Origin of the sequence: Bittarella sp. HCP28S3_D9 (genome assembly GCF_052065655.1) — a bacterium.
GTDB classification, from domain to species: Bacteria; Bacillota; Clostridia; order Oscillospirales; family Ruminococcaceae; genus Bittarella; species Bittarella massiliensis.
In genome coordinates this window covers 142,713-160,953 of sequence record NZ_JBQHTP010000002.1, presented here as the reverse complement: position 1 = coordinate 160,953, position 18,241 = coordinate 142,713, and the positions used below count along the sequence as shown (strand labels likewise).

The following is an 18,241-nucleotide window of genomic DNA, read 5'->3' as shown; positions in this document are numbered from 1 at the left end:
ATGCATCGAACCCACAGAAAAAAGGCGTTGGTGTCCCTGCTGCTGGCCCTCGCCATCACCCTGGCGGGGCCCTTTGGCGGAACGCAGACGGCCAAGGGCGCGTCGGTGGACGACCTCAACTCGAAATACGACCAGCTCGACGACAAGATCAACGACCTGCAAGACAGCATCGACGACCTGAAAAACTCCAAGTCGGAGGCCCAGGCCCAGAAGGAGCAGCTGGACGAGCAGCTCTCCCTGGTGCGCCAGCAGGTGGCGGTGCTGGAGGACAAGATCGCCGCCCTCAACACCCAGATCTCCGAGAAAGAGGCGTTCATCACCCAGAAAGAAGAGGAGATCGCCGACAACGAGGAGCTCTTCCGCAAGCGGCTGCGGGCCCAGTACATGTCCCCCCGGACTGACGGGCTCACCGCCATCCTCGGGTCGGAGGACTTCAGCCAGATGCTCGTGAAGATGGACACCATGACCCGCATCGCCGACCACGACAAGCAGCTCATCGAGCAGCTGGAGCGGGAGAAGCAGGAGATCGTGGACGCCAAGAACGAGCTGGCTGCCAACAAGGCGGACATCGAGGCCTCCAAATCCCTGCTGGATGCCAAAAAGGCCCAGCTGGCCAGCCAGGCTGAAGAGGTGGGCAACAGCATCTCCTCTCTGGAGGACCAGCAGGCCATGAACGAGAAGCAGGTGGCCCAGTACCGCTCTGAGCAGAAGGCAGTGCAGCAGCAGATCGCCGATCTGCTGGCCTCCTACGAAAATGCGGGCGACACCATGGGCGACAAGTACGTGGGCGGCCAGTTCCAGTGGCCGGTGCCGGGGTACTACCACATCTCGGCCCCCTACGGCAAGTCGGCGGCCTACGGGTGGGAGTTCCACACCGGCATCGACATCTCCCGCGGCAGCCAGGCCAGCATCTACGGCAAGCCCATCGTGGCCGCCAACGACGGCAAGGTGGCGGTGGTCCGCTACGGCAACACCGGCTACGGCAACTACGTGATGATCGACCACGGCGGCAGCCTCTACACCCTGTACGGGCACACCAGCTCGATTGCGGTGAAACAGGGGCAGTACGTCAAAAAGGGGCAGACCATCGCCTACGTGGGCAGCACCGGGAATTCCTCCGGGCCCCACCTGCACTTTGAGGTGCGCAAGGGCATCAGCTACGGCAGCGACGTCAACCCCATGCCCTACCTGCAGAGCTAACGCATAGAGTCCGCCCCCGCAGGGCGGTGAGAGAGGGCCGGTTTTGCCGGCCCTCTTTTGCGCGCGGGGCGGCCCCGGCGCGATTGGGGCTGTACCCCAGGGGGCAGGATGTGCTATAATATGATAAATATCGTTTGTTTTCACCGGGTGCGCCTGCGCGCTCCCCAGTCTCGGCTGTGCCGGGGCGGGGGCGGCCGGCGCCCCTGGCTTGCACGCGGCCGCTGCGGCCGCGATCCCGCCCGCGCCCTTTGCCGCGGGCAGAGAAGGCGGTTTTGTCTATGAACAAGAAAGTTTCTGTGGGGGTCCTCATCTCCCTGCTGGCCATGGTCTGCGCCCTGACCTTCACCATCACCATGGTCCTCTCCATCGGGCTGTTTGACAACAAGATGAACTCCACCAAGAGCCGGGAGGCCATGTACTCCAAAATTTCCGAGGTGGACACCTACGTGCGGGACAACTACGTGGGGGAACTGGCCGACCAGAGCCTGATGGACGCCATGCTCAAGGGCTATGTCAGCGGGATGGGGGACAAGTACGCCCGCTACTACACCGTGGAGGAGTGGAACAGCATCGAGTCCACCTTCAACGGCGCGGTCACCGGCATCGGGGTGGCGGGGAAGGCCGACACCTCGGGCTATATTCGGGTGACCAAGGTCTATGACGGCTCCCCCGCCAAAGAGGCCGGCATCGAGAAAAACGATCTGATCATCGCCGTGGACGGGCAGGACGTGCTGGCCATGGGGGTCACCAAGGCCATGGCCCTGATCCAGGGCGACCCGGGCTCCAAGGTCAAGGTGGACTTTCAGCGCGACAGCGTGAAAAACAGCGTGGAGATCATCCGCAAGAGCATCACCGTCCCCTCGGTGGAGTACCAGAACCTGGACGGGGTGGGCTACATCCGCATCTTTGAATTCAACAACACCACCGCCTCTCAGTTCGACTACGCCCTCAACCAGCTCAAGAGCGCCGGGGCCAGGAGCCTGATCTTCGACGTGCGGGACAACTCCGGCGGCCTGACCAAGGTCACCGCCGAGATCCTGGACACCCTGGTGCCGGAGGGGACCATCCTCTCGGCCGAGTACAAGAGCGGGGAGCAAAAGACCCTCTACACCTCGGGCAAGAGCGAGGAGACCCTGCCCATGACGGTGATCGTCAACGAGAACACCGCCTCGGCCGCCGAGATGTTCGCCGCCGTGCTGCGGGACTTCGGCAAGGCCAAGCTGGTGGGGACCGGCACCTACGGCAAGGGGGTCATGCAGGAGTACAAACAGCTCTCGGACGGGTCGGGCATCGACATCACCGTGGCCTACCTGGTTCCCCCCTCCGGGGAGAAGTTCAACGAGACCGGGCTCAAGCCCGACTACAAGGTGACCCTCAGCACCCAGCAACAGCAGCAGGCCCACATGCTCACCGTTGAGACCGACCCCCAAATCAAAAAGGCCGTCGAGGTGGTAAGCGCCGGGAACAATGCCCAGGGCGGCGCCAACTCCTCCTCTTCCGCCCCCTCCTCCGAGGGACAGGAGGAGGGCCAGCCGGAAGGCGGCGAGGGCGAAGGCGAGAGCAGCGCCCCGGAGGGCGAGTCCTCCGACAGCGGCGAGGGGCAGGAGGCCGCCTGCGGTCCCCGCAGCTGGTACGCCCTTTAAAACAAATAGAGAGATCCGCCCCTTCTCCCCCGCGGAGAGGAGGGCGGATCTTTGGCGTCACAGGGCGGGGAGGCCGCGCCCTTATTCCCCCCTTTTTCGCCGGAAAAGGGGGGAATACCCCCCGCCGCCCCCTCGTATACTGGGAAAAAGGAGGGATGGCGGATGGTGGTGCTGTTGCGGGCCGACGAGAGGCCGTTTCCCCACAACCTCTTTGCCCGGGTGAAGTGCGAGCCCCTGCGGGAGAAGGGCTATCTCCTGCACCGGGTCACCTACCCCAGCAGCCGCAAGCTGCAGGCCTTTTTGCTGGCCCAGGAGGGGCCGGTCTACACGGTGGGGGAGGAGGAGCCAGACCCCGCCTTTCGCCGCAGCCTGGTGGAGGGGGCGGCGGAGCGGCTGCTCGCCCTGTTGGGGGAGGAGGCCTGCCGCCTGCGGCTGCTGCTGTGCGACAGGGAGGGGGCTTGCCGGGAACTGGTGGCCCGCTGCCTGCGCCGGGTCAACACCCTGACGGTGGCCACCGACCAGGTGGAGGAATATCGCGCCTTTGCCGAGGAACACTTTCTGCAGACCGGGGCGCTGTTTGCCGTCTCCCCCTGGGCGGAGGCCGAGAGGGCCCTCGGCCAGAGCGGCGGCGCGGTGCTGGTGCTCAACCCCCTGCGGGAGGAGGTGCGGGCGCCGGGTTGCATCGCCCTGGGGGGCGGGGGCGGCATCAGCGTGGAGCCGGCCGAGTGCGCGGGGCTGCCGCTGGACTGGGTCTGGGCCCTCTGCCGGGACGGGCAGGTGGAGCCCGCCTACCTCTTTTGCGACGAGTGGGAGGTCTCCGCCAAGCGGCGCATCTCCCTGGGAGAGCTGGCGGAGTACGTGCGCCGCCAGTGCGTCCCCGCCCGGGCAGAGACCGCCGGCGGGGAGCGGGGGCGGTGAGAAATCCGCCTTGACATTGGCAGTCCCACTCCCTATAATATATATATTGCCTTGGCGTGCCCAGGTGCCCGCCGTTTACGGAAAGGAAGAAGAAACCATTGGATAAGCAGCTTATCGTGACCGAAGAAGGTCTCAAAAAACTGGAAGACGAGCTGGAGCAGCTGAAGACGGTTCGCCGGCAGGATGTGGCGGAGAAAATCAAGGTTGCCCGTTCTTTTGGCGACCTTTCGGAAAACAGCGAGTACGACGAGGCCAAGAACGAGCAGGCCATGGTGGAGGCCCGGATCGCCCAGCTGGAGCAGCGGTTGAAAAACGTGCGGGTGCTGGACGAGGACGACATCGGCACCGACCACGTCAACGTGGGCTCGGTGGTCAAATGCGCCTGTGACGCCTACGAGGGGGAGGACAACTTCACCATCGTCGGCTCGACCGAGGCCGATCCCCTGTCGGGGAAGATCAGCGACGAGTCGCCGGTGGGCAAGGCCCTGATGGGCCACCAGCAGGGCGACACGGTCGAGGTGGAGCTGCCCAGCGGCCAGCTGGTGCACTACACCATCGTGAAGATCGGCAAATAGTGCCCCGCCCCGCCGGCCAAGCGGCGGAGAGCCAAACAGTTGGGTTGCAAGGAGCGGAGCGAGGAGCCCGCTCCTTTTTTAGAGAGAATCGAGAGGACGAAAAAGGGGGATTTTTTCGTGGAAAATGAGAGAGCAGTAGGCGCCCCGGCAGAGGGCAGCGAGCTGGCGGTGCGCCGCCAGAAGCTCGAGCGGCTGAAGGCGGAGGGGCGCGACCCCTTTGTCATCACCAAGTTTGAGGTGAGCGCCCACGCCGCCGAGATCCAGCGGGATTTTGAGCGGATGGAGGGGCAGATCGTCTCGCTGGCCGGGCGGCTGATGGGCCGCCGGGACATGGGCAAGGCCAACTTCGTCGACCTGCAGGACAAGACCGGCCGCATCCAGATCTTCGCCAACATCGGCGGCCTGGGCGAGGAGGCGTTTGCCGAGTTCAAAAAGTGGGACATCGGCGACATCATCGGCCTGACCGGCGAGGTGTTTCGCACCCGCCGAGGGGAGATCTCGGTCAAGGCCCAGAAGATGACCCTCCTCTCCAAATCCCTGCAGCCGCTGCCCGAGAAGTTCCACGGGCTGACCGACACCGACACCCGCTACCGCCAGCGCTACATCGACCTGATCATGAACCAGGACGTGCGGGAGACCTTCGTCAAGCGCTCGGCCATCATCCGCGAGATCCGCAACTTCCTGGACAGCCAGGACTTTGTGGAGGTGGAGACCCCCATGCTGGTGGCCAACGCCGGCGGCGCCGCCGCCCGGCCCTTCTCGACCCACTACAACGCCTTGGACGAGGACATCAAGCTGCGCATCTCGCTGGAACTCTACCTCAAGCGGCTGATCGTCGGCGGGCTGGACCGGGTCTACGAGATCGGGCGGGTCTTCCGCAACGAGGGGCTGGACACCCGCCACAACCCCGAGTTCACCCTGATGGAGCTCTACCAGGCCTACACCGACTACAACGGGATGATGGATCTGACCGAGAACATGTTCCGCCACGTGGCGCAGAAGGTCTGCGGCACCACCCTCATCCCCTACGCCGACGCCATGATCGACCTGGGCAAGCCCTTTGAGCGGATGACCATGACCGAGGCGGTGAAGAAGTACGCCGGCGTCGACTTCGACCAGGTGCCCGACACGGCGGCCGCCAAAAAGCTGGCCGACGAGCGGGGGCTGCACTACGAGGAGCGCCACACCAAGGGCGACATCCTCAACCTCTTCTTCGAGGAGTATGTGGAGGAGCACCTGATCCAGCCGGTGTTCATCATGGACCACCCGGTGGAGATCTCCCCCCTGACCAAGAGAAAGCCGGACAAGCCCGACTATGTGGAGCGCTTCGAGCTCTTCATCTACGGGCGGGAGATGTGCAACGCCTACTCCGAGCTCAACGACCCGGTGGACCAGCGGGAGCGCTTTGCCGCGCAGGAGAAGCTGCTGGCCCAGGGGGACGAGGAGGCCAACCACACCGACGAGGACTTCCTCACCGCGCTGGAGATCGGCATGCCCCCCACGGGCGGCATCGGCTACGGCATCGACCGGCTGGTGATGCTGCTGACCAACTCCCCGGCCATCCGGGACGTGCTCCTCTTCCCCACCATGAAATCCATCGGCGGCGAGAAGAAGACCGCTGCCGCCCCCTCTGCGGCGGCAGCGCCGGCGGAGAAGATCGACTTCTCCCAGGTAAAGGTGGAGCCGATTTTCGAGGAGATGGTGGACTTCGAGACCTTCAGCAAGTCGGATTTCCGCGCGGTAAAGATCGAGGCCTGCGAGGTGGTCCCGAAGTCGAAGAAACTGCTCAAGTTTACCCTCAACGATGGGACAGACCGCAAGCGGACGATTTTGAGCGGTATCCACGAGTACTATGAGCCGGAGGAGCTGGTGGGCAAGACCGCCATCGCCATCGTCAACCTGCCGCCGAGAAAGATGATGGGAATTTCCTCCGAGGGGATGCTGATCTCTGCGGTCCACGAACAGGACGGCCGCGAAGGGCTGAACCTGCTGATGGTGGACGACCGGATCCCGGCGGGCGCAAAGCTGTACTAAAGGCGTCCCTGCTTGGCGTCGCCCCTCCCCATTTGCGCCGAACAATAAAAAAACCAACTTCCCGCTGCCCGTAGGGGCGGCAAAGGGCGGGCCTGCCCCGGCGGTGAGCCGCGGGGACAGACCCGCCTTTTTTGGCGCCCGATGAGGGGGCGCTAGCTGCGTTGGGAATCGACAGCACCCCTCTGCCCCGGCGTTTGGCAGCCCCTCGGCCGCCCTTTTTGGGGTGCAGCCCCCCTTTGTTTATGGTATAATGACCATAAAGTCCAGTATACCGAAGATGGCCGGGCAGGTGTGCAAACGCCGTTTGCCCCCTGCCCTATGGACCAAAATGCCGCTGTGCGCCCGGCTCTTGCGGCGACCTGACCGCATGGCGGCTGTGATGCCGTTTGTGCGCAGGGCGCTTCCGACCCGGTGCGCACTGTGAAGAGGGCGTGGGGCCGAGGGCGGCCGGAAAACCGGCCGGGTCGGCATTCGGCCCAGAACAGCAAAAGGGGGAGCGACCGTGGCGGCGCTGGCAATGACATTCACCTTGGCGGTGTCGGTGGGGCTGCCCCTGGGGGTGCTTTTCTACCTGCTGGCGCGGCGGCGGGCCCTCCTGCGCCCCTTCTTGGCCGGGGTGGGGACCTTCCTCCTCTTTCAACTGCTGCTGCGCATCCCCCTGCTGGGTTGGCTTAGGGGGTGGGATGGGTTGGCCCTGCTGGCCTTTCGCAGCCCCTGGCTCTACGCCCTCTTCCTGGCCCTCACCGCCGCCCTCTTTGAGGAGGGGGGCCGCTATCTGGCGGCCCGGCTGCTGCTGAAAGGGCGCACCGGCTGCGGCGAGGCGATGGCCTTCGGCCTGGGCCACTGGGGGCTGGAGGCCCTGTCCCTGGTGGGACTGCCCCTCCTCCTCTCCCTTTTGGCGGCCCCGGGTCTGACCCTGGCCGCCGGGGCTGGGGGGCTCTTGGCGGCAGGGGTGGAGCGGGTGGCTGCCCTGCCGGTCCACCTGGCGGCCACCCGCTTGGTCTTTGCCGGGGTGCGCAGGCATCGGGCGCTCCCGCTGCTGGCGGCGTTTGCCCTGCACACCCTGGTGGACCTGTTGGCCGCCCTGGGCTCCCTGGCGGGGCTGCCCCTCTGGGGGATCGAGGGCGGACTGCTGGCGGTGGCGGCGCTGCTCGCCGCCTGGATGATCGGGGACCGGAGGAGAGAGAGGAAGGGGAAGAGAGGATGCAGGTGAAAAAATGGCTGGGGACCGCCCTGGCGCTGGTGTTCGCCCTGGGCTGCCTGAGCGGCTGTGGCGGCAAACTGCCCGAGGGGTTTTCGCGCGACGAGGTGGTCGCCCAGGCCAAGGCCGCCTCCCAGCTGCTGGAGGAAGAGGACTACCAGGGGCTGGTGGCGTGCTGGCGGCCGGACCTTCGGGACGACCAGCTGGAAGAGAAGCTGCGCCAGGCCTGGGAGGGGCTGGGCGGCCCCGAGCTGGGAGAGCGCAGCGAGTACACCGCCGAGGAGGCGGTGGGCAGGGAGGACGACGGCGGCGAGCCCTATGTGGTGGTGCTGCTCATCGCCAAGTACGAGCGGGGAAAGGTGCAGTACACCATCAGCCTCGACAAAGAGGGGCAGCTGGTGGGCTTTTACCTCAAATAAAATAGGACCGAGAAGAGAGACAGGGGGCGCCCTGCGGAGGAGCGCCCCTGCGAGAATTGGAGTTGTGTAGCCATGACCACCATCTACTTTGTGCGGCACGTACAGGCCGCGGGAAACATTCAGCGGACCTTTCAGGGCGCCATCGACACCGACATCAGCCCCCAGGGGGAGATCCAGTGCCAAAACCTCACCGACTACTTTGAGGATGTGGAGCTGGACAAGGTGATCTCCTCCCCCCTGCGACGGGCGGTCCGCACCGGCGCGGCCATTGTCGGCGGGCGGGAGATCCCCCTCTACACCGACGAGCGCATCAAGGAGATCTCGGCCGGCGTCTGGGAGGGGCAGCCCATCGACCAGCTGGAGAGGGACTACCCCGAGGCCTTTCGCACCTGGCAGAGCGAGCCCTGGAACTTCGCTGTCGAGGGCAGCGAGACCATGCGCCAGGTCTTTGCGCGCTGCGCGGCAGCGGTGGAGGACATCCTGTCCCAGAACGCGGGCAAGACCCTGGCGGTGGTCTCCCACGGGTGCGCCCTGCGCTCCTGCATCGCCGCGGCGCTGGGGCTGCCGGTCGAGGGGTTGGGCCAGGTGGAGTGGGTCCGCAACGGCGGCGTCTCCAAACTGGTGTTTGCCGGCGACCAGATTCCCGGCAAGGCGGAATTTCAGGGCTACACCGGCCACATCGACGCGGGTACCATCCTGCACGGCGGCACCTTTTACAGCCGCAAGTAGGGGCAAAGGGGGAAGAGAAGATGGTCATTTTGGGGGTGGACTACGGGGACATGCGCACCGGCCTGGCCCTCTGCGACAGAGGGGAGATGCTGGCCCGTCCGGCCGGGGTCATCTGCGAGCCGGGGCTGGACAAGACCGTCAAGGAAATCGTGGCCTTTGCCCTGGACAACGGGGTGGAGCGGATCGTGGTGGGGCTGCCCAAAAACATGGACGGCAGCCGGGGCGAGCGGGCCGAACTCTGTGAGAAGGTGGCCCGCAAGATTGCCGGGCGGCTCAACGCCACCTCCATCCGGGTGGACCTGTTCGACGAGCGGCAGACCACCGTCTCGGCCATCGGCATCCTCAACGAGCAGAACGTCCGCGGCAAAAAGCGGAAGGAGACGGTGGACGCGGTGGCCGCCACCCTCATTTTAGAGGCCTACCTCCGCCGCCGCAAGAACGAGGGGGAGGCGGAGAGATGACCGGGCTGACCGCCTTTTTCCCCACCTGTGATCTGGCGGCCTGCCGCCGCTTTTACACCGGGGCGCTGGGCCTTTCCCTGCGCCAGGAGGGGGAGGGCCAGTTCATCGTGGACACCGGGCGGGGCTGCCTGGGATTTGTGGACTACGGCGACGGCCGCCCTCTGGCCCAGGGGGTCTGCCTCTCCTTTGACTGCGCCGACCGGGCCGAGGTGGACGCCGTCTACGCCCGGCTGCAGGCGGCCGGCCTTCCCACCCTGGGGGAGGGGCCCTGCCACCACCCCCGCTTCCCGGTCTACTCCTTCTTTTTAAAAGACCCCAACGGCTACACCCTGGAGTTCCAGAAGATCGACGGGGAATAGCGGCAGTAGAAAAAGCGCTCTCCCACCCCATTCACTGGGGTGAGGGAGCGCTTTTGCAGACGGTGGAGAAAACGAAGTCCGGCTTTTTCCTTTTAGCAGGGGAGGCCCAGCAGCCGCCGCACCACCAGCGAGGCCAGGGTGTACCCGGCCACCGGGGGGACAAAGGAGACGCTGCCGGGGGAGTGCCGCCCCTGGGGGGAGTCGCCGGCAAACCCCTCTGGCGGGCGGATGACGGGGGCGGTGGAGTAGACCACCTCCAGCCGCTCGATCCCCCGCTTGCGGCAGAGGGAGCGCATCACCCGGGCCAAGGGGTCGCCGCAGCCGCCGGTATCGTAGAGGTCGCCCAGGTGAAACTGGGTGGGGTCGAGCCGGTTGCCGGTGCCCAGGCAGCACACCAGGGGGGTACCGGCCCCCTGGCAGCCCTCGATCAGGGCCAGCTTCGAGGTGACGGTGTCGATGCAGTCCACCACGTAGTCGGGCCGCCAGGCCAGCAGTTCGGGCAGGGTATCGGCGTCAAGAAAGCAGTCCCGCTCCTCCACCCGGCAGTCGGGGTTGATGGCGCGCAGCCGCTCCCCCAGCACCGCGACCTTGCGCCGGCCGACGGTCTCGGCGGTGGCCAGCAGTTGGCGGTTGCGGTTGGTGTCGTCCACCCGGTCGTGGTCCATCACCAGCAGGTCGCCGATGCCGCAGCGGCAGAGGGCCTCGGCCGCCGCGCCGCCCACCCCGCCGATGCCGATGACGGCCACCCGGCTGCGGCGCAGGGCATCGCACCCCTCCTGGCCGATGACGAGGGCCTGTCTGTCCAGCCACATGGGCTCCACTCCTCTCTCGAATCGTCGAAAAACGCCCCTTGCCGGGGCAAAAATGGCAACAAAAATCCCGCGATGCCGTCTGCAGCCAAGTTAAAACCCGCTTTTTTCAAAACAGGGTGGATACGGGCTCCTTCGCACCGCGCGCTCCCTTCGTCCCCTTGCGGGGGAGGTCTGCAGTTGGTGAGAAGAGACGACCTTCCAATTACATACTTGTAGGATTATAAAAGGCTGCAACAAGTCGAACACCGCAGGACGGAGTATCTCTGCCACTGGCAGAGATACTCTTCGAGGCTACCCTCATTTTTTCTATGGAAAAAAATGAGGGCTATACGCCTCGGACAGGGTCGGAAGATAGATGGGGTCTGCCACCGGCAGAGATGACCTTCGAGGCTACGCCCATTTTTCTTTGGAAAAATAGGTGCTTTACGCCTCGGATGGGGTCGGAAGATAGATGGTACCTGCCACCGGCAGAGATACTCTTCGAGGCTATCCTCATTTTTTCTGCGGAAAAAATAGGTGTTATACGCCTCGGACGGGGCCAGAAAGTCAGATGATCCTTGCCACCGACAGATGAATTTTCAGATACGCATTCGGGAAACCGCACGGGGGAGGGGAGCTACGCTTCTATCCTCTTCAGCTTTCCCGGGGGAAAAGGGGGTTATTCCTCCTCTTCGATGTCGTAGAGGTCGCTCAAGCGCTCGATGAAGATTTGGGCGATCTCGCCGAACTCCTCGTCGTCTTGAATGGGGGTAAAGACTGCCTCCTCGCCCTCGTCCTCCTCCGACTTCATGATGACCAGCTGGCCGTCGCTCTCCAGCATCTCCTGGGGCTGGTCGTACATGGGGATGAGCGCGGTGTAGAGGACACCGTCTTTTTCCATCGAGTCCACCAGCTCAAAGCTGTGTTCGCACCCGTCCTCGTCGCTCATGGTGACGATATAGGGCTCGCCGGTCTCCTGCTCGTTCTCGCTGCCCTCGGAAAGGGGCTCAAAATCCTGGGCCATGGGAATGACCTCCTCATTTGCTGATGGGCAAGGGGCCCTGCTTGCAGGGGCCTTTGCGCGGGAGGCGGCCGGTCGCCGGCGCCTTCTCCCTGCCCTTATTGTACCCTCTTTGCAGGGGGTTCGTCAACAGAAAAAGGCAGCCATTTTTCACCCTCGTCCCCGGCCGCCCCAATTTGCCAAAAAGCGCCCGCATTTTCTTGCATTTGCCGCCAAAACAGGGTAGGATAGGGGTTGCAATCCAATCGGGAGGGCGCGCAATGAATCAAAAAATTTGGTCTGTCCCCCTGGCGCTGGCGCTGGCTTGCAGCCTGCTCTTCGCCGGGTGCGGCACGGACAAAAAGGAGAGCGGAAGCAAGATGCCTATGCAGTTTCAAACCCCGGCCCAGGACGCGCCTGTGGCCGTCATGCACACCAACCAGGGGGACATCTCCCTGGTCCTCTTCCCCGAAAAGGCCCCCAAGGCCTGCGAGAACTTTCTCACCCACGCCAAGGACGGCTACTATGACGGGGTCATCTTTCACCGGGTGATCGAGGGCTTTATGATCCAGGGCGGCGACCCCGAGGGCACCGGCCGCGGCGGCCAGAGCATCTGGGGCCGCGTCTTTGAAAACGAGGTCAGCGGCGACCTGCGCCACTTTGTGGGGGCCCTCTCCATGGCCAACGCCGGCCCCAACACCAACGGCAGCCAGTTCTTCATCGTCACCGGCGACAAGGTGGACCCCTCGCTGCTGGAGCAGATGGAGCAGCTGAGCTGGCCGCAGGAGATCATTAAAGCCTATCGGGAGAAGGGCGGCAGCCCCCACCTGGACGGCGGCTACTCGGTCTTCGGCCAGGTCATCGCCGGGCAGGAGGTGGCCGACGCCATCTCCAAGGTGGAGACCAGCGCCGGCGACAAGCCCAAAGAGGACGTGGTGATCCAGTCCATCGACGTGACCACCTACGGCGAGTGGGCCCAGTAAAAAAGAGAGCGGGGGCGCCCTGGCGGCAGCGATGCCGGCAGGGCGCCTTTTTGTCAGAGAAAACCCCCGGCTGTGCCGGGGGTCCAGAAAAGCTTTGGCGCTGCGAAGAGAATAAAAGTTCCTTTTGATACCATAAAAGTGCGGTCTGCCAACTGCACAAAAGGCTCAAACAGCCCTGCTGGTGGGTCACCATTGCGCTGGGGGGGAGTAAAACCCGGTCGAACACGGCAAATATTTGCGCCATCCTGCACAAGGAAAGCCCCCTTTTTTGGCTAGATTTCCAATTTTGCAAAAACGTTTTTACAACCGGTTGACGGGGCCTCTCCGAGAAGGGTACAATGGGTCTATCAAGAAGTGTCCCGGCCCCTCGGCGGGCCGGTGAGGGGAGAGATGTTCGATGGCAAAACCAGTGGTGGTATTCGGCAGTTTCGTGGTGGATCTGATGGCCCGGGCGGACCACCTGCCCGTGCCCGGCGAAACGGTCAAGAGCGACCTGTTCAAGATGGGGCCTGGCGGCAAGGGCTTTAACCAGGCGGTGGCCGCCAAGCGGGCCGGCGCCGAGGTGGAGATGGTGACCAAGTTGGGCAAAGACAGCTTTGCCAACGTCTGCCTGGAGATGATGGAGGGCGAGGGGATGGACCGCTCTCACGTCTTTGTCACCGACAGGGCGTCCACCGGCGCGGCCCTCATCATGGTGGATGAGCACACCAGCCAAAACCAGATCCTGGTGACCCTGGGCGCCTGCTCCACCTTTGACGACGCCGACATCGCCCAGGTGACCCCCCTCATCGAGGGGGCGGGCATCCTGCTGACCCAGCTGGAGACCAATGTGGACGCGGTGGAAAAGGTGATCGACATCGCCCACCGCAGCGGCACCAAAGTGGTGCTCAACACCGCGCCGGTGCAGCCCATCACCGACGAGATGCTGCGCCAGGTGGACGTGATCACCCCCAACGAGGTGGAGGCATCCATCCTCACCGGGGTGGAGATCAAGACCCCCGACGACGCCCTGAAGGCCGCCCAGGTCTTTTTGGACAAGGGGGTGGGCCAGGTGGTCATCACCCTGGGCAAACAGGGGGTGCTGGCGGTGACCCCCCAGCGCCACCAGCTCTTTGGCAACTACGATGTGCCGGTGCTGGACACCACCGGCGCGGGAGACGCCTTCAACGGCGGTTTTGTGGCTGCCCTGGCCGAGGGGAAGGACCTCTTTGCAGCCTGCGCCTTCGGCAACGCGGTCTCCAACCTGGCGGTGACCAAGATGGGCACCTCGGTGGCCATGCCCCACCGCGCCGAAGTGGACGCCTTCATCGCCGCAAACGGCCTGATGGGATAGCGCATAACTGCGCCAAAAAAAGCGGTCCGCCCCTGTTGCAGGGGCGGGCCGCTTTGCCTGCCGCTCGAGCGCCCAAGAGCCCCGGTCCTGCCGGGGGACAAACAGGCGCTCTGGATGGAAGGGCACCAAGGCCAACGGCGCAAAAGAAGGGCGGTCTCGGGGTGCGGAGAACGCGAAAGGGCCTCCCGACTTGCCGGTTGACCGGCGGCGGTGGGGGCGGCGCGCTCCCAACAGTTCGACGCCCCTTGTGGAGGCACACCGGAACGGCGCCCCTCTCGGGCCTGTACCCACCGCCCGCTTTACCATCGGCTTCGATTGGGCAGGGGACTATCCCTCTTTGCGGTGGATGTAGACGGTGAGTCGGTTTTCGTCGAGGGGCTCCCCCTTTTCCAGCCGGCCGCCGCTCTCCTCCATCTGCCGGCGCTCCTCCTCTTCCCGGGCCTCCCCTTCCCGCTGGGCGGCCTCCAGCCGGGCGAGGAGTTCGCCGCTCTCGATGTCGGCGGGGGTGAGGCCGTCGATCATGATGGTGGTGCCCTTCTCGGTGGTGGTGAAAAAGTGGTAGCGGGCAAAGGTGCAGCCGGCCGCCGTCAGCTTTTGGTGGGCGGCCTCGAACATCTCCGCCAGGACGGGGAGGGAGTCGTCCTCCCAGTCGGCGCGGATGGTGAGCTCCCACTGATCAGAGAGGGATTTGGAGAAGGGGACGTCCAGCGGCAGGGCGCGAACGACCGCCTCGGAAGAGCTGCCCTTGCCCCCCAGCGTCACCATCGAGCTGTTCCCCTCCAACCCGGGGACCGCTTGGAGGAGGGGGATCACCTCGGCGCTGTAACTCTCCTCCAGCCGCTGGCGGGTGTTCCAGCGGTCGGTGACATAGGTGCCGTAGTCGTCGTACTTGACCCGGCCGCCCCGCCAGTAGACGGCAAAGTGGGTGTCCTCGCTGTCGGGGCTCTGCACCTGGGCGGTGTACTCGCCGAATTTAAAGTTGTAGCGGGCCTTCCCCACCTGCCACTCCTGCTGGGGATAGGCGGCCTGTACGTAGGCGACGATGTCCCGCCGCGCCATCCAGGCAGAGAGGGGGTTGCCCACAAAGGCGTTTGCCAAAAAGGCCAGCAGCGCCATCAGCAGCAGGGCGGCCGCCAGGGCCAGGATCTTCAGGGCGGTTTTCTTGCGGGTTCGGTTGGCGTTCATTTTGCACCTCCTGGGTGGTGGGGTCGGGCGGGGCCGTCGGGCTCCCGCCGAAAGACAAAGGCCAGCAGCCTGGCGATCACCGCCCCCACCAGGGTGAGCAGGCTGTAGATCAGGGCCATCAAGAAGGGGGAGAAGAGGAGGAGGGAGAGCCCCTCCCCCCACCCCGTGCTCCCGGAGCGGGTCAGCAGTTCCCAGCCGGCGCGGAGAAACAGCCAGAGGTAGGTCAACCCAAAGCAGCCCAAGGGCGCCCAGGGCCAGCGCCTGCCCAGGGCCAGGGCCCCCGCCGCCCCCGCCAGAGGGAGGAGGATCAGGTTGTAAAACATGTTGGCCGAATAGGTGATGGCGAGCCCCACCAGGCAGCCCAGCCCGGCCAGCAGCAGCCCTCCGGCCAGCAGTCGGCGGCGCAGGGCGGCCAGCACCCGCTCGTCGCTGGGGGGCGAGGGGGGGAGAAAAGGGGTCTCTCCGGCGGTCTCGGCCCGGCAGGACGGGCAGTGGGCCAGGTGGTCTTCCACCAGGCGGCAGCTCTCCTCGCTGGCCACCCCGTCGCAGACCAGGGGCCAGAGGTCCAGGCAGACCTGGCAGGGGATGTCGGTTCGTTCACCGCTCACAGCGATCCCTCCTTTTCCAGCGCGGCGCGCAGCCAGCGCTTGGTGCGAAAATCGATCACCCGGGCCGACGCCTCGGAAATTTGCAGACGCCCGGCGATCTCGGCGTAGGGCCAGCCGTCGGCCCGCATCCGCACCACCGTTTCGGCCGGGTCGCCCCGCTGGCGCAGCAGCTCCCCGATGCGCGCCAGGGTCTGGCGGCGGCAGAGGTCGTCCAGCCCGTCGGCCAGGTAGAGGCCCAGCCGCTCGTCGAGGGGGGCGTGGGCGCGCCCTTTTTGCAGCTGCCGCAGCCAGACGTTGCGGGCAATGCCGAAGAGCCAGGTCTTGGCCGTGGACTCCCCCCGAAAGGCGGGGAGGGCCCGCAGCGCCTCCAAAAACGTCTCGGAGAGGAGGTCTTCGGCCAGATTTGGGTCCCGCGCCAGCCCCAGCAGGTAGCGGTAGACATCGTCCCGGTACTGCCGGTAAAAGCGCTCGATGGGGTGCAAGGCGGCTCCCTCCTCTCCGGCCGTCGGGCCCGTTGGGGTGTCTTCACCTATCTGTCGTCAAAATGGGGCCCGGCGTTACACCCCCCTCTCGAAAAAAAGGGGCAAAGCGCAAAATTGTTTGCTTGACGCGGGATAGGATGGGTGCTATCATCAAACATTAAAAACAGAGTGGCTGCGCCCTGCAGCCGAGAAGGAGGAGCGGGATGAACGAAAACACCATCACCTACGAGGACATTCGCAGCAACCCGAACATTCGCACCTACATTCAAAAGGCGGACGAGATGCTCTCGGCCCTGGGCTTTACCGAGCACTCCTTTGCCCATGTGACCCTCTGCGCCCAGAAGGCCGGCGACCTGCTGGCGGCCCTGGGCTACTCCCCCCGGGAGGTGGAGCTGGCCCGCATCGCCGGGTTCATGCACGACATCGGCAACACCGTCAACCGGGTGGCCCACGCCCAGTCGGGGGCGCTGATGGCCTTTCGCCTGCTGGAGGAGCTGGGGATGGCGCCGGAGGAGGTGGCCACGGTGGTGGCGGCCATCGGCAACCACGACGAGGGCACGGCCCAGCCGGTCAACCCCGCCTCGGCGGCCCTGATTTTGGCAGACAAGTCGGATGTGCGCCGCAACCGGGTGCGGGGCCCGGTGCGCCACCACGAGATCCACGACCGGGTCAACTACGCCGTCACCAACAGCAGCTTGCAGCTCTCCCAGGACCGGTCGATCATCCTCCTGCGGCTGGAACTGGACAGCGCCATCTCCGACGTGATGGACTACTTTGAGATCTTCATGCAGCGGATGGTCCTGTGCAAAAAGGCGGCCAACTTCCTGAAACTGCGCTTTCACCTGGAGATCAACGGGGTGCTGCTGGTCTCGTAGAGGCCCGTTCAGGGGCGAAAGCGCCGCTGGAGGCGGGCGGGGTCGACAATGACGACGCCCCCCTCAGCCAGGGCGATGACCCCGTCGTCCCGCAGCTCCTTCAGATAGCGGTTGACGGTGCGAACCGTGCTGCCCAGAATGGCGGCCAGGGCCTCCTTGTCGACGGCCAGGGGCTGGCCCCGGTTCTGGGCCAGCGTCCAGAGGTATTCGGCCACCCGCTCCTTGGCGGGGCGGTAAAAGTCGAACACCACCTGGCGGGTGTAGTTGAGGATCCCCTGGGCGCAGTACTGCGCCTCCCAGAGGGAGAGGGCGGGGTCGCTGCGGATGATCTCCATAAATTCGCCGGCGGTGATCTGCAGCGCCCGGCAGGGGGTGACCGCTTCGATCTTCACCAGGGAGGTCTCCCCTGTGAGGACGTTCAGCTCCCCCAAAAAGATGTCGGGCCCCACCGGGCGGCCGGCCAGATAGGTGCCGTTGGGGAGAAGGCGGAGGGTGCAGACCCGCCCCTCTAAGAGCAGGTAGACGTGCACGGCGATCTCCCCGGGGGAGAAGATGGTCTGCCCGGCGGCGAAGGAGACCGGCCGCCAGCGCTTCAGATGTCCGCCGGCGCGGAGGAGTTGATACGGGCTGTCCACTGCGGGTGTCCCCCCTTCTCCGTGCCTGGTGACACGGCCAAAAGCGGTGTATTAGAAGATTTATATAAAAAAATATCAATTGTTTGTGCAACAAGGCGGGACAGCGAACCTATTCGCGGTCCTGCCTTATTGTTTACAATGAAATTAGCCCCTTGAGGCGCTGGGGATCGGCGATCCGGACGCCGCCCTCGGCGGGGGCGATGATCCCTTCCTCCCGCAGCTCTTTGAGATAGCGGTTCACCGTGCGCACGGTGGTGCCGAGGAAGGTGGCCATAGACGGCTTGTCCAGCCGCAGCGGTTCGCCGCGGCGGCGCGCCTCCCGCAGGAGGTATTCCGCGATCTGCCCCTTGAGGGGGCGGTGGATGTTGGCGACGGTGTCCCGGGTGTAGTTGAGGATCCCCTGGGCGCAGTACCGCGCCGCCCAGAGGCAGAGCTCGTTGTCCCGCCGCAGGATGTCCAGATAGACGCCTGCCGGGGCGCGGAGCATCCTGCAGGGGGTGCAGGCGATGGTGTCCACCAGGGGCGGCTCGTCGCAGAGGACGGCCAGTTCGCCCAAAAAGGTGCCGGGACCAACCCGCGCCACCTCCAGCTCCACCCCGTCGGTGAGGGGGAGGACGGTGCGCACCTCGCCCTCGACGATCAGGTAGACTTGAACGATGATCTCCCCGATGGAGGAGATCACGTCGCCGGCCTGAAAGGCGACCTCGGTCCACCGCTCCAGGTGGCCGTGGCTCTTGAGGATGTCGTAGGGTTCCCGCATCAACATGAAAATTGCCCCTTTTATTCAAAATGAAAAGACAATGACCCAGA

General features: G+C 65.0%; 20 protein-coding genes. 13 read left to right on the top strand and 7 right to left on the bottom strand.

Annotated features, from left to right (window positions below; translation table 11 throughout):
• From ACTNAU_RS02190 to ACTNAU_RS02145, 10 genes are all read left to right on the top strand, one after another.
• The gene (locus ACTNAU_RS02190) at window positions 1–1,200 is read left to right on the top strand and encodes a murein hydrolase activator EnvC family protein (protein WP_441097414.1); all 1,200 of its coding nucleotides are present in this window, start codon (window positions 1–3) and stop codon (window positions 1,198–1,200) included.
• Window positions 1,201–1,478: 278 nt separating this feature from the next.
• Window positions 1,479–2,843 carry a S41 family peptidase gene (locus ACTNAU_RS02185; protein WP_441097413.1) on the top strand — a complete coding sequence of 455 codons (1,365 nt, stop codon included), beginning with the start codon at window positions 1,479–1,481 and terminating at the stop codon, window positions 2,841–2,843.
• Window positions 2,844–3,005: 162 nt separating this feature from the next.
• Window positions 3,006–3,761 carry a hypothetical protein gene (locus tag ACTNAU_RS02180; protein WP_441097412.1) on the top strand — a complete coding sequence of 252 codons (756 nt, stop codon included), beginning with the start codon at window positions 3,006–3,008 and terminating at the stop codon, window positions 3,759–3,761.
• Between the two features lie 98 nt (window positions 3,762–3,859).
• Window positions 3,860–4,336 carry a transcription elongation factor GreA gene (greA, locus tag ACTNAU_RS02175; RefSeq protein ID WP_185916354.1) on the top strand — a complete coding sequence of 159 codons (477 nt, stop codon included), beginning with the start codon at window positions 3,860–3,862 and terminating at the stop codon, window positions 4,334–4,336.
• 117 nt (window positions 4,337–4,453) lie between these two features.
• The gene (lysS, locus tag ACTNAU_RS02170; RefSeq protein ID WP_441097411.1) at window positions 4,454–6,370 is read left to right on the top strand and encodes a lysine--tRNA ligase; all 1,917 of its coding nucleotides are present in this window, start codon (window positions 4,454–4,456) and stop codon (window positions 6,368–6,370) included.
• 502 nt (window positions 6,371–6,872) lie between these two features.
• The gene (locus ACTNAU_RS02165) at window positions 6,873–7,583 is read left to right on the top strand and encodes a YhfC family glutamic-type intramembrane protease (RefSeq protein WP_441097410.1); all 711 of its coding nucleotides are present in this window, start codon (window positions 6,873–6,875) and stop codon (window positions 7,581–7,583) included.
• Window positions 7,574–7,990: a DUF3887 domain-containing protein gene (locus ACTNAU_RS02160; RefSeq protein WP_441097409.1), complete on the top strand. Its 417-nt coding sequence runs from the start codon at window positions 7,574–7,576 to the stop codon at window positions 7,988–7,990. The genes ACTNAU_RS02165 and ACTNAU_RS02160 overlap by 10 nt, the downstream gene beginning before the upstream one ends.
• 72 nt (window positions 7,991–8,062) lie before the next feature.
• Window positions 8,063–8,719: a histidine phosphatase family protein gene (locus tag ACTNAU_RS02155; protein ID WP_185916350.1), complete on the top strand. Its 657-nt coding sequence runs from the start codon at window positions 8,063–8,065 to the stop codon at window positions 8,717–8,719.
• 20 nt (window positions 8,720–8,739) lie between these two features.
• On the top strand, window positions 8,740–9,180 hold the full coding sequence (gene ruvX, locus ACTNAU_RS02150) for a Holliday junction resolvase RuvX (protein ID WP_441097408.1): 441 nt from the start codon (window positions 8,740–8,742) through the stop codon (window positions 9,178–9,180).
• On the top strand, window positions 9,177–9,539 hold the full coding sequence (locus tag ACTNAU_RS02145; protein ID WP_216401939.1) for a VOC family protein: 363 nt from the start codon (window positions 9,177–9,179) through the stop codon (window positions 9,537–9,539). Before ruvX ends, ACTNAU_RS02145 begins: the two co-directional genes overlap by 4 nt.
• A gap of 92 nt (window positions 9,540–9,631) precedes the next feature.
• Here the strand turns inward: ACTNAU_RS02145 and ACTNAU_RS02140 are convergent, their stop codons facing one another.
• A complete protein-coding gene (locus ACTNAU_RS02140) occupies window positions 9,632–10,351 on the bottom strand; it encodes a tRNA threonylcarbamoyladenosine dehydratase (RefSeq protein ID WP_216401938.1) in 720 nt (239 codons plus the stop codon).
• Between the two features lie 658 nt (window positions 10,352–11,009).
• Complete coding sequence (locus ACTNAU_RS02135) at window positions 11,010–11,354, bottom strand: DUF1292 domain-containing protein (protein ID WP_185916348.1); 345 nt, start codon at window positions 11,352–11,354, stop codon at window positions 11,010–11,012.
• 257 nt (window positions 11,355–11,611) lie between these two features.
• Between ACTNAU_RS02135 and ACTNAU_RS02130 the strand changes: the two genes are divergently transcribed.
• A complete protein-coding gene (locus ACTNAU_RS02130; protein WP_216401937.1) occupies window positions 11,612–12,313 on the top strand; it encodes a peptidylprolyl isomerase in 702 nt (233 codons plus the stop codon).
• A 397-nt stretch (window positions 12,314–12,710) separates the two neighbouring features.
• Window positions 12,711–13,646 carry a ribokinase gene (gene rbsK / locus ACTNAU_RS02125; RefSeq protein WP_441097407.1) on the top strand — a complete coding sequence of 312 codons (936 nt, stop codon included), beginning with the start codon at window positions 12,711–12,713 and terminating at the stop codon, window positions 13,644–13,646.
• Window positions 13,647–13,973: 327 nt separating this feature from the next.
• Here rbsK and ACTNAU_RS02120 read toward each other — a convergent pair whose 3' ends face one another.
• Genes ACTNAU_RS02120 through ACTNAU_RS02110 form a run of 3 tightly spaced genes read right to left on the bottom strand, consistent with a single transcriptional unit; the run spans window position 13,974 to window position 15,921 of the window.
• On the bottom strand, window positions 13,974–14,831 hold the full coding sequence (locus tag ACTNAU_RS02120; RefSeq protein WP_441097406.1) for a YfjL-like protein: 858 nt from the start codon (window positions 14,829–14,831) through the stop codon (window positions 13,974–13,976).
• Window positions 14,828–15,439: a zf-HC2 domain-containing protein gene (locus ACTNAU_RS02115; RefSeq protein ID WP_441097405.1), complete on the bottom strand. Its 612-nt coding sequence runs from the start codon at window positions 15,437–15,439 to the stop codon at window positions 14,828–14,830. The genes ACTNAU_RS02120 and ACTNAU_RS02115 overlap by 4 nt, the downstream gene beginning before the upstream one ends.
• Window positions 15,436–15,921: an RNA polymerase sigma factor gene (locus ACTNAU_RS02110; protein WP_185916343.1), complete on the bottom strand. Its 486-nt coding sequence runs from the start codon at window positions 15,919–15,921 to the stop codon at window positions 15,436–15,438. The genes ACTNAU_RS02115 and ACTNAU_RS02110 overlap by 4 nt, the downstream gene beginning before the upstream one ends.
• A 203-nt stretch (window positions 15,922–16,124) precedes the next feature.
• Here ACTNAU_RS02110 and ACTNAU_RS02105 point away from each other — a divergent pair, with 203 nt between their 5' ends.
• Window positions 16,125–16,796: an HD domain-containing protein gene (locus ACTNAU_RS02105; RefSeq protein ID WP_441097404.1), complete on the top strand. Its 672-nt coding sequence runs from the start codon at window positions 16,125–16,127 to the stop codon at window positions 16,794–16,796.
• Between the two features lie 8 nt (window positions 16,797–16,804).
• Here the strand turns inward: ACTNAU_RS02105 and ACTNAU_RS02100 are convergent, their stop codons facing one another.
• Window positions 16,805–17,431: a Crp/Fnr family transcriptional regulator gene (locus ACTNAU_RS02100; protein ID WP_441097403.1), complete on the bottom strand. Its 627-nt coding sequence runs from the start codon at window positions 17,429–17,431 to the stop codon at window positions 16,805–16,807.
• Between the two features lie 133 nt (window positions 17,432–17,564).
• On the bottom strand, window positions 17,565–18,197 hold the full coding sequence (locus ACTNAU_RS02095; RefSeq protein WP_256135137.1) for a Crp/Fnr family transcriptional regulator: 633 nt from the start codon (window positions 18,195–18,197) through the stop codon (window positions 17,565–17,567).
• Between the last annotated feature and the right edge of the window lie 44 nt (window positions 18,198–18,241).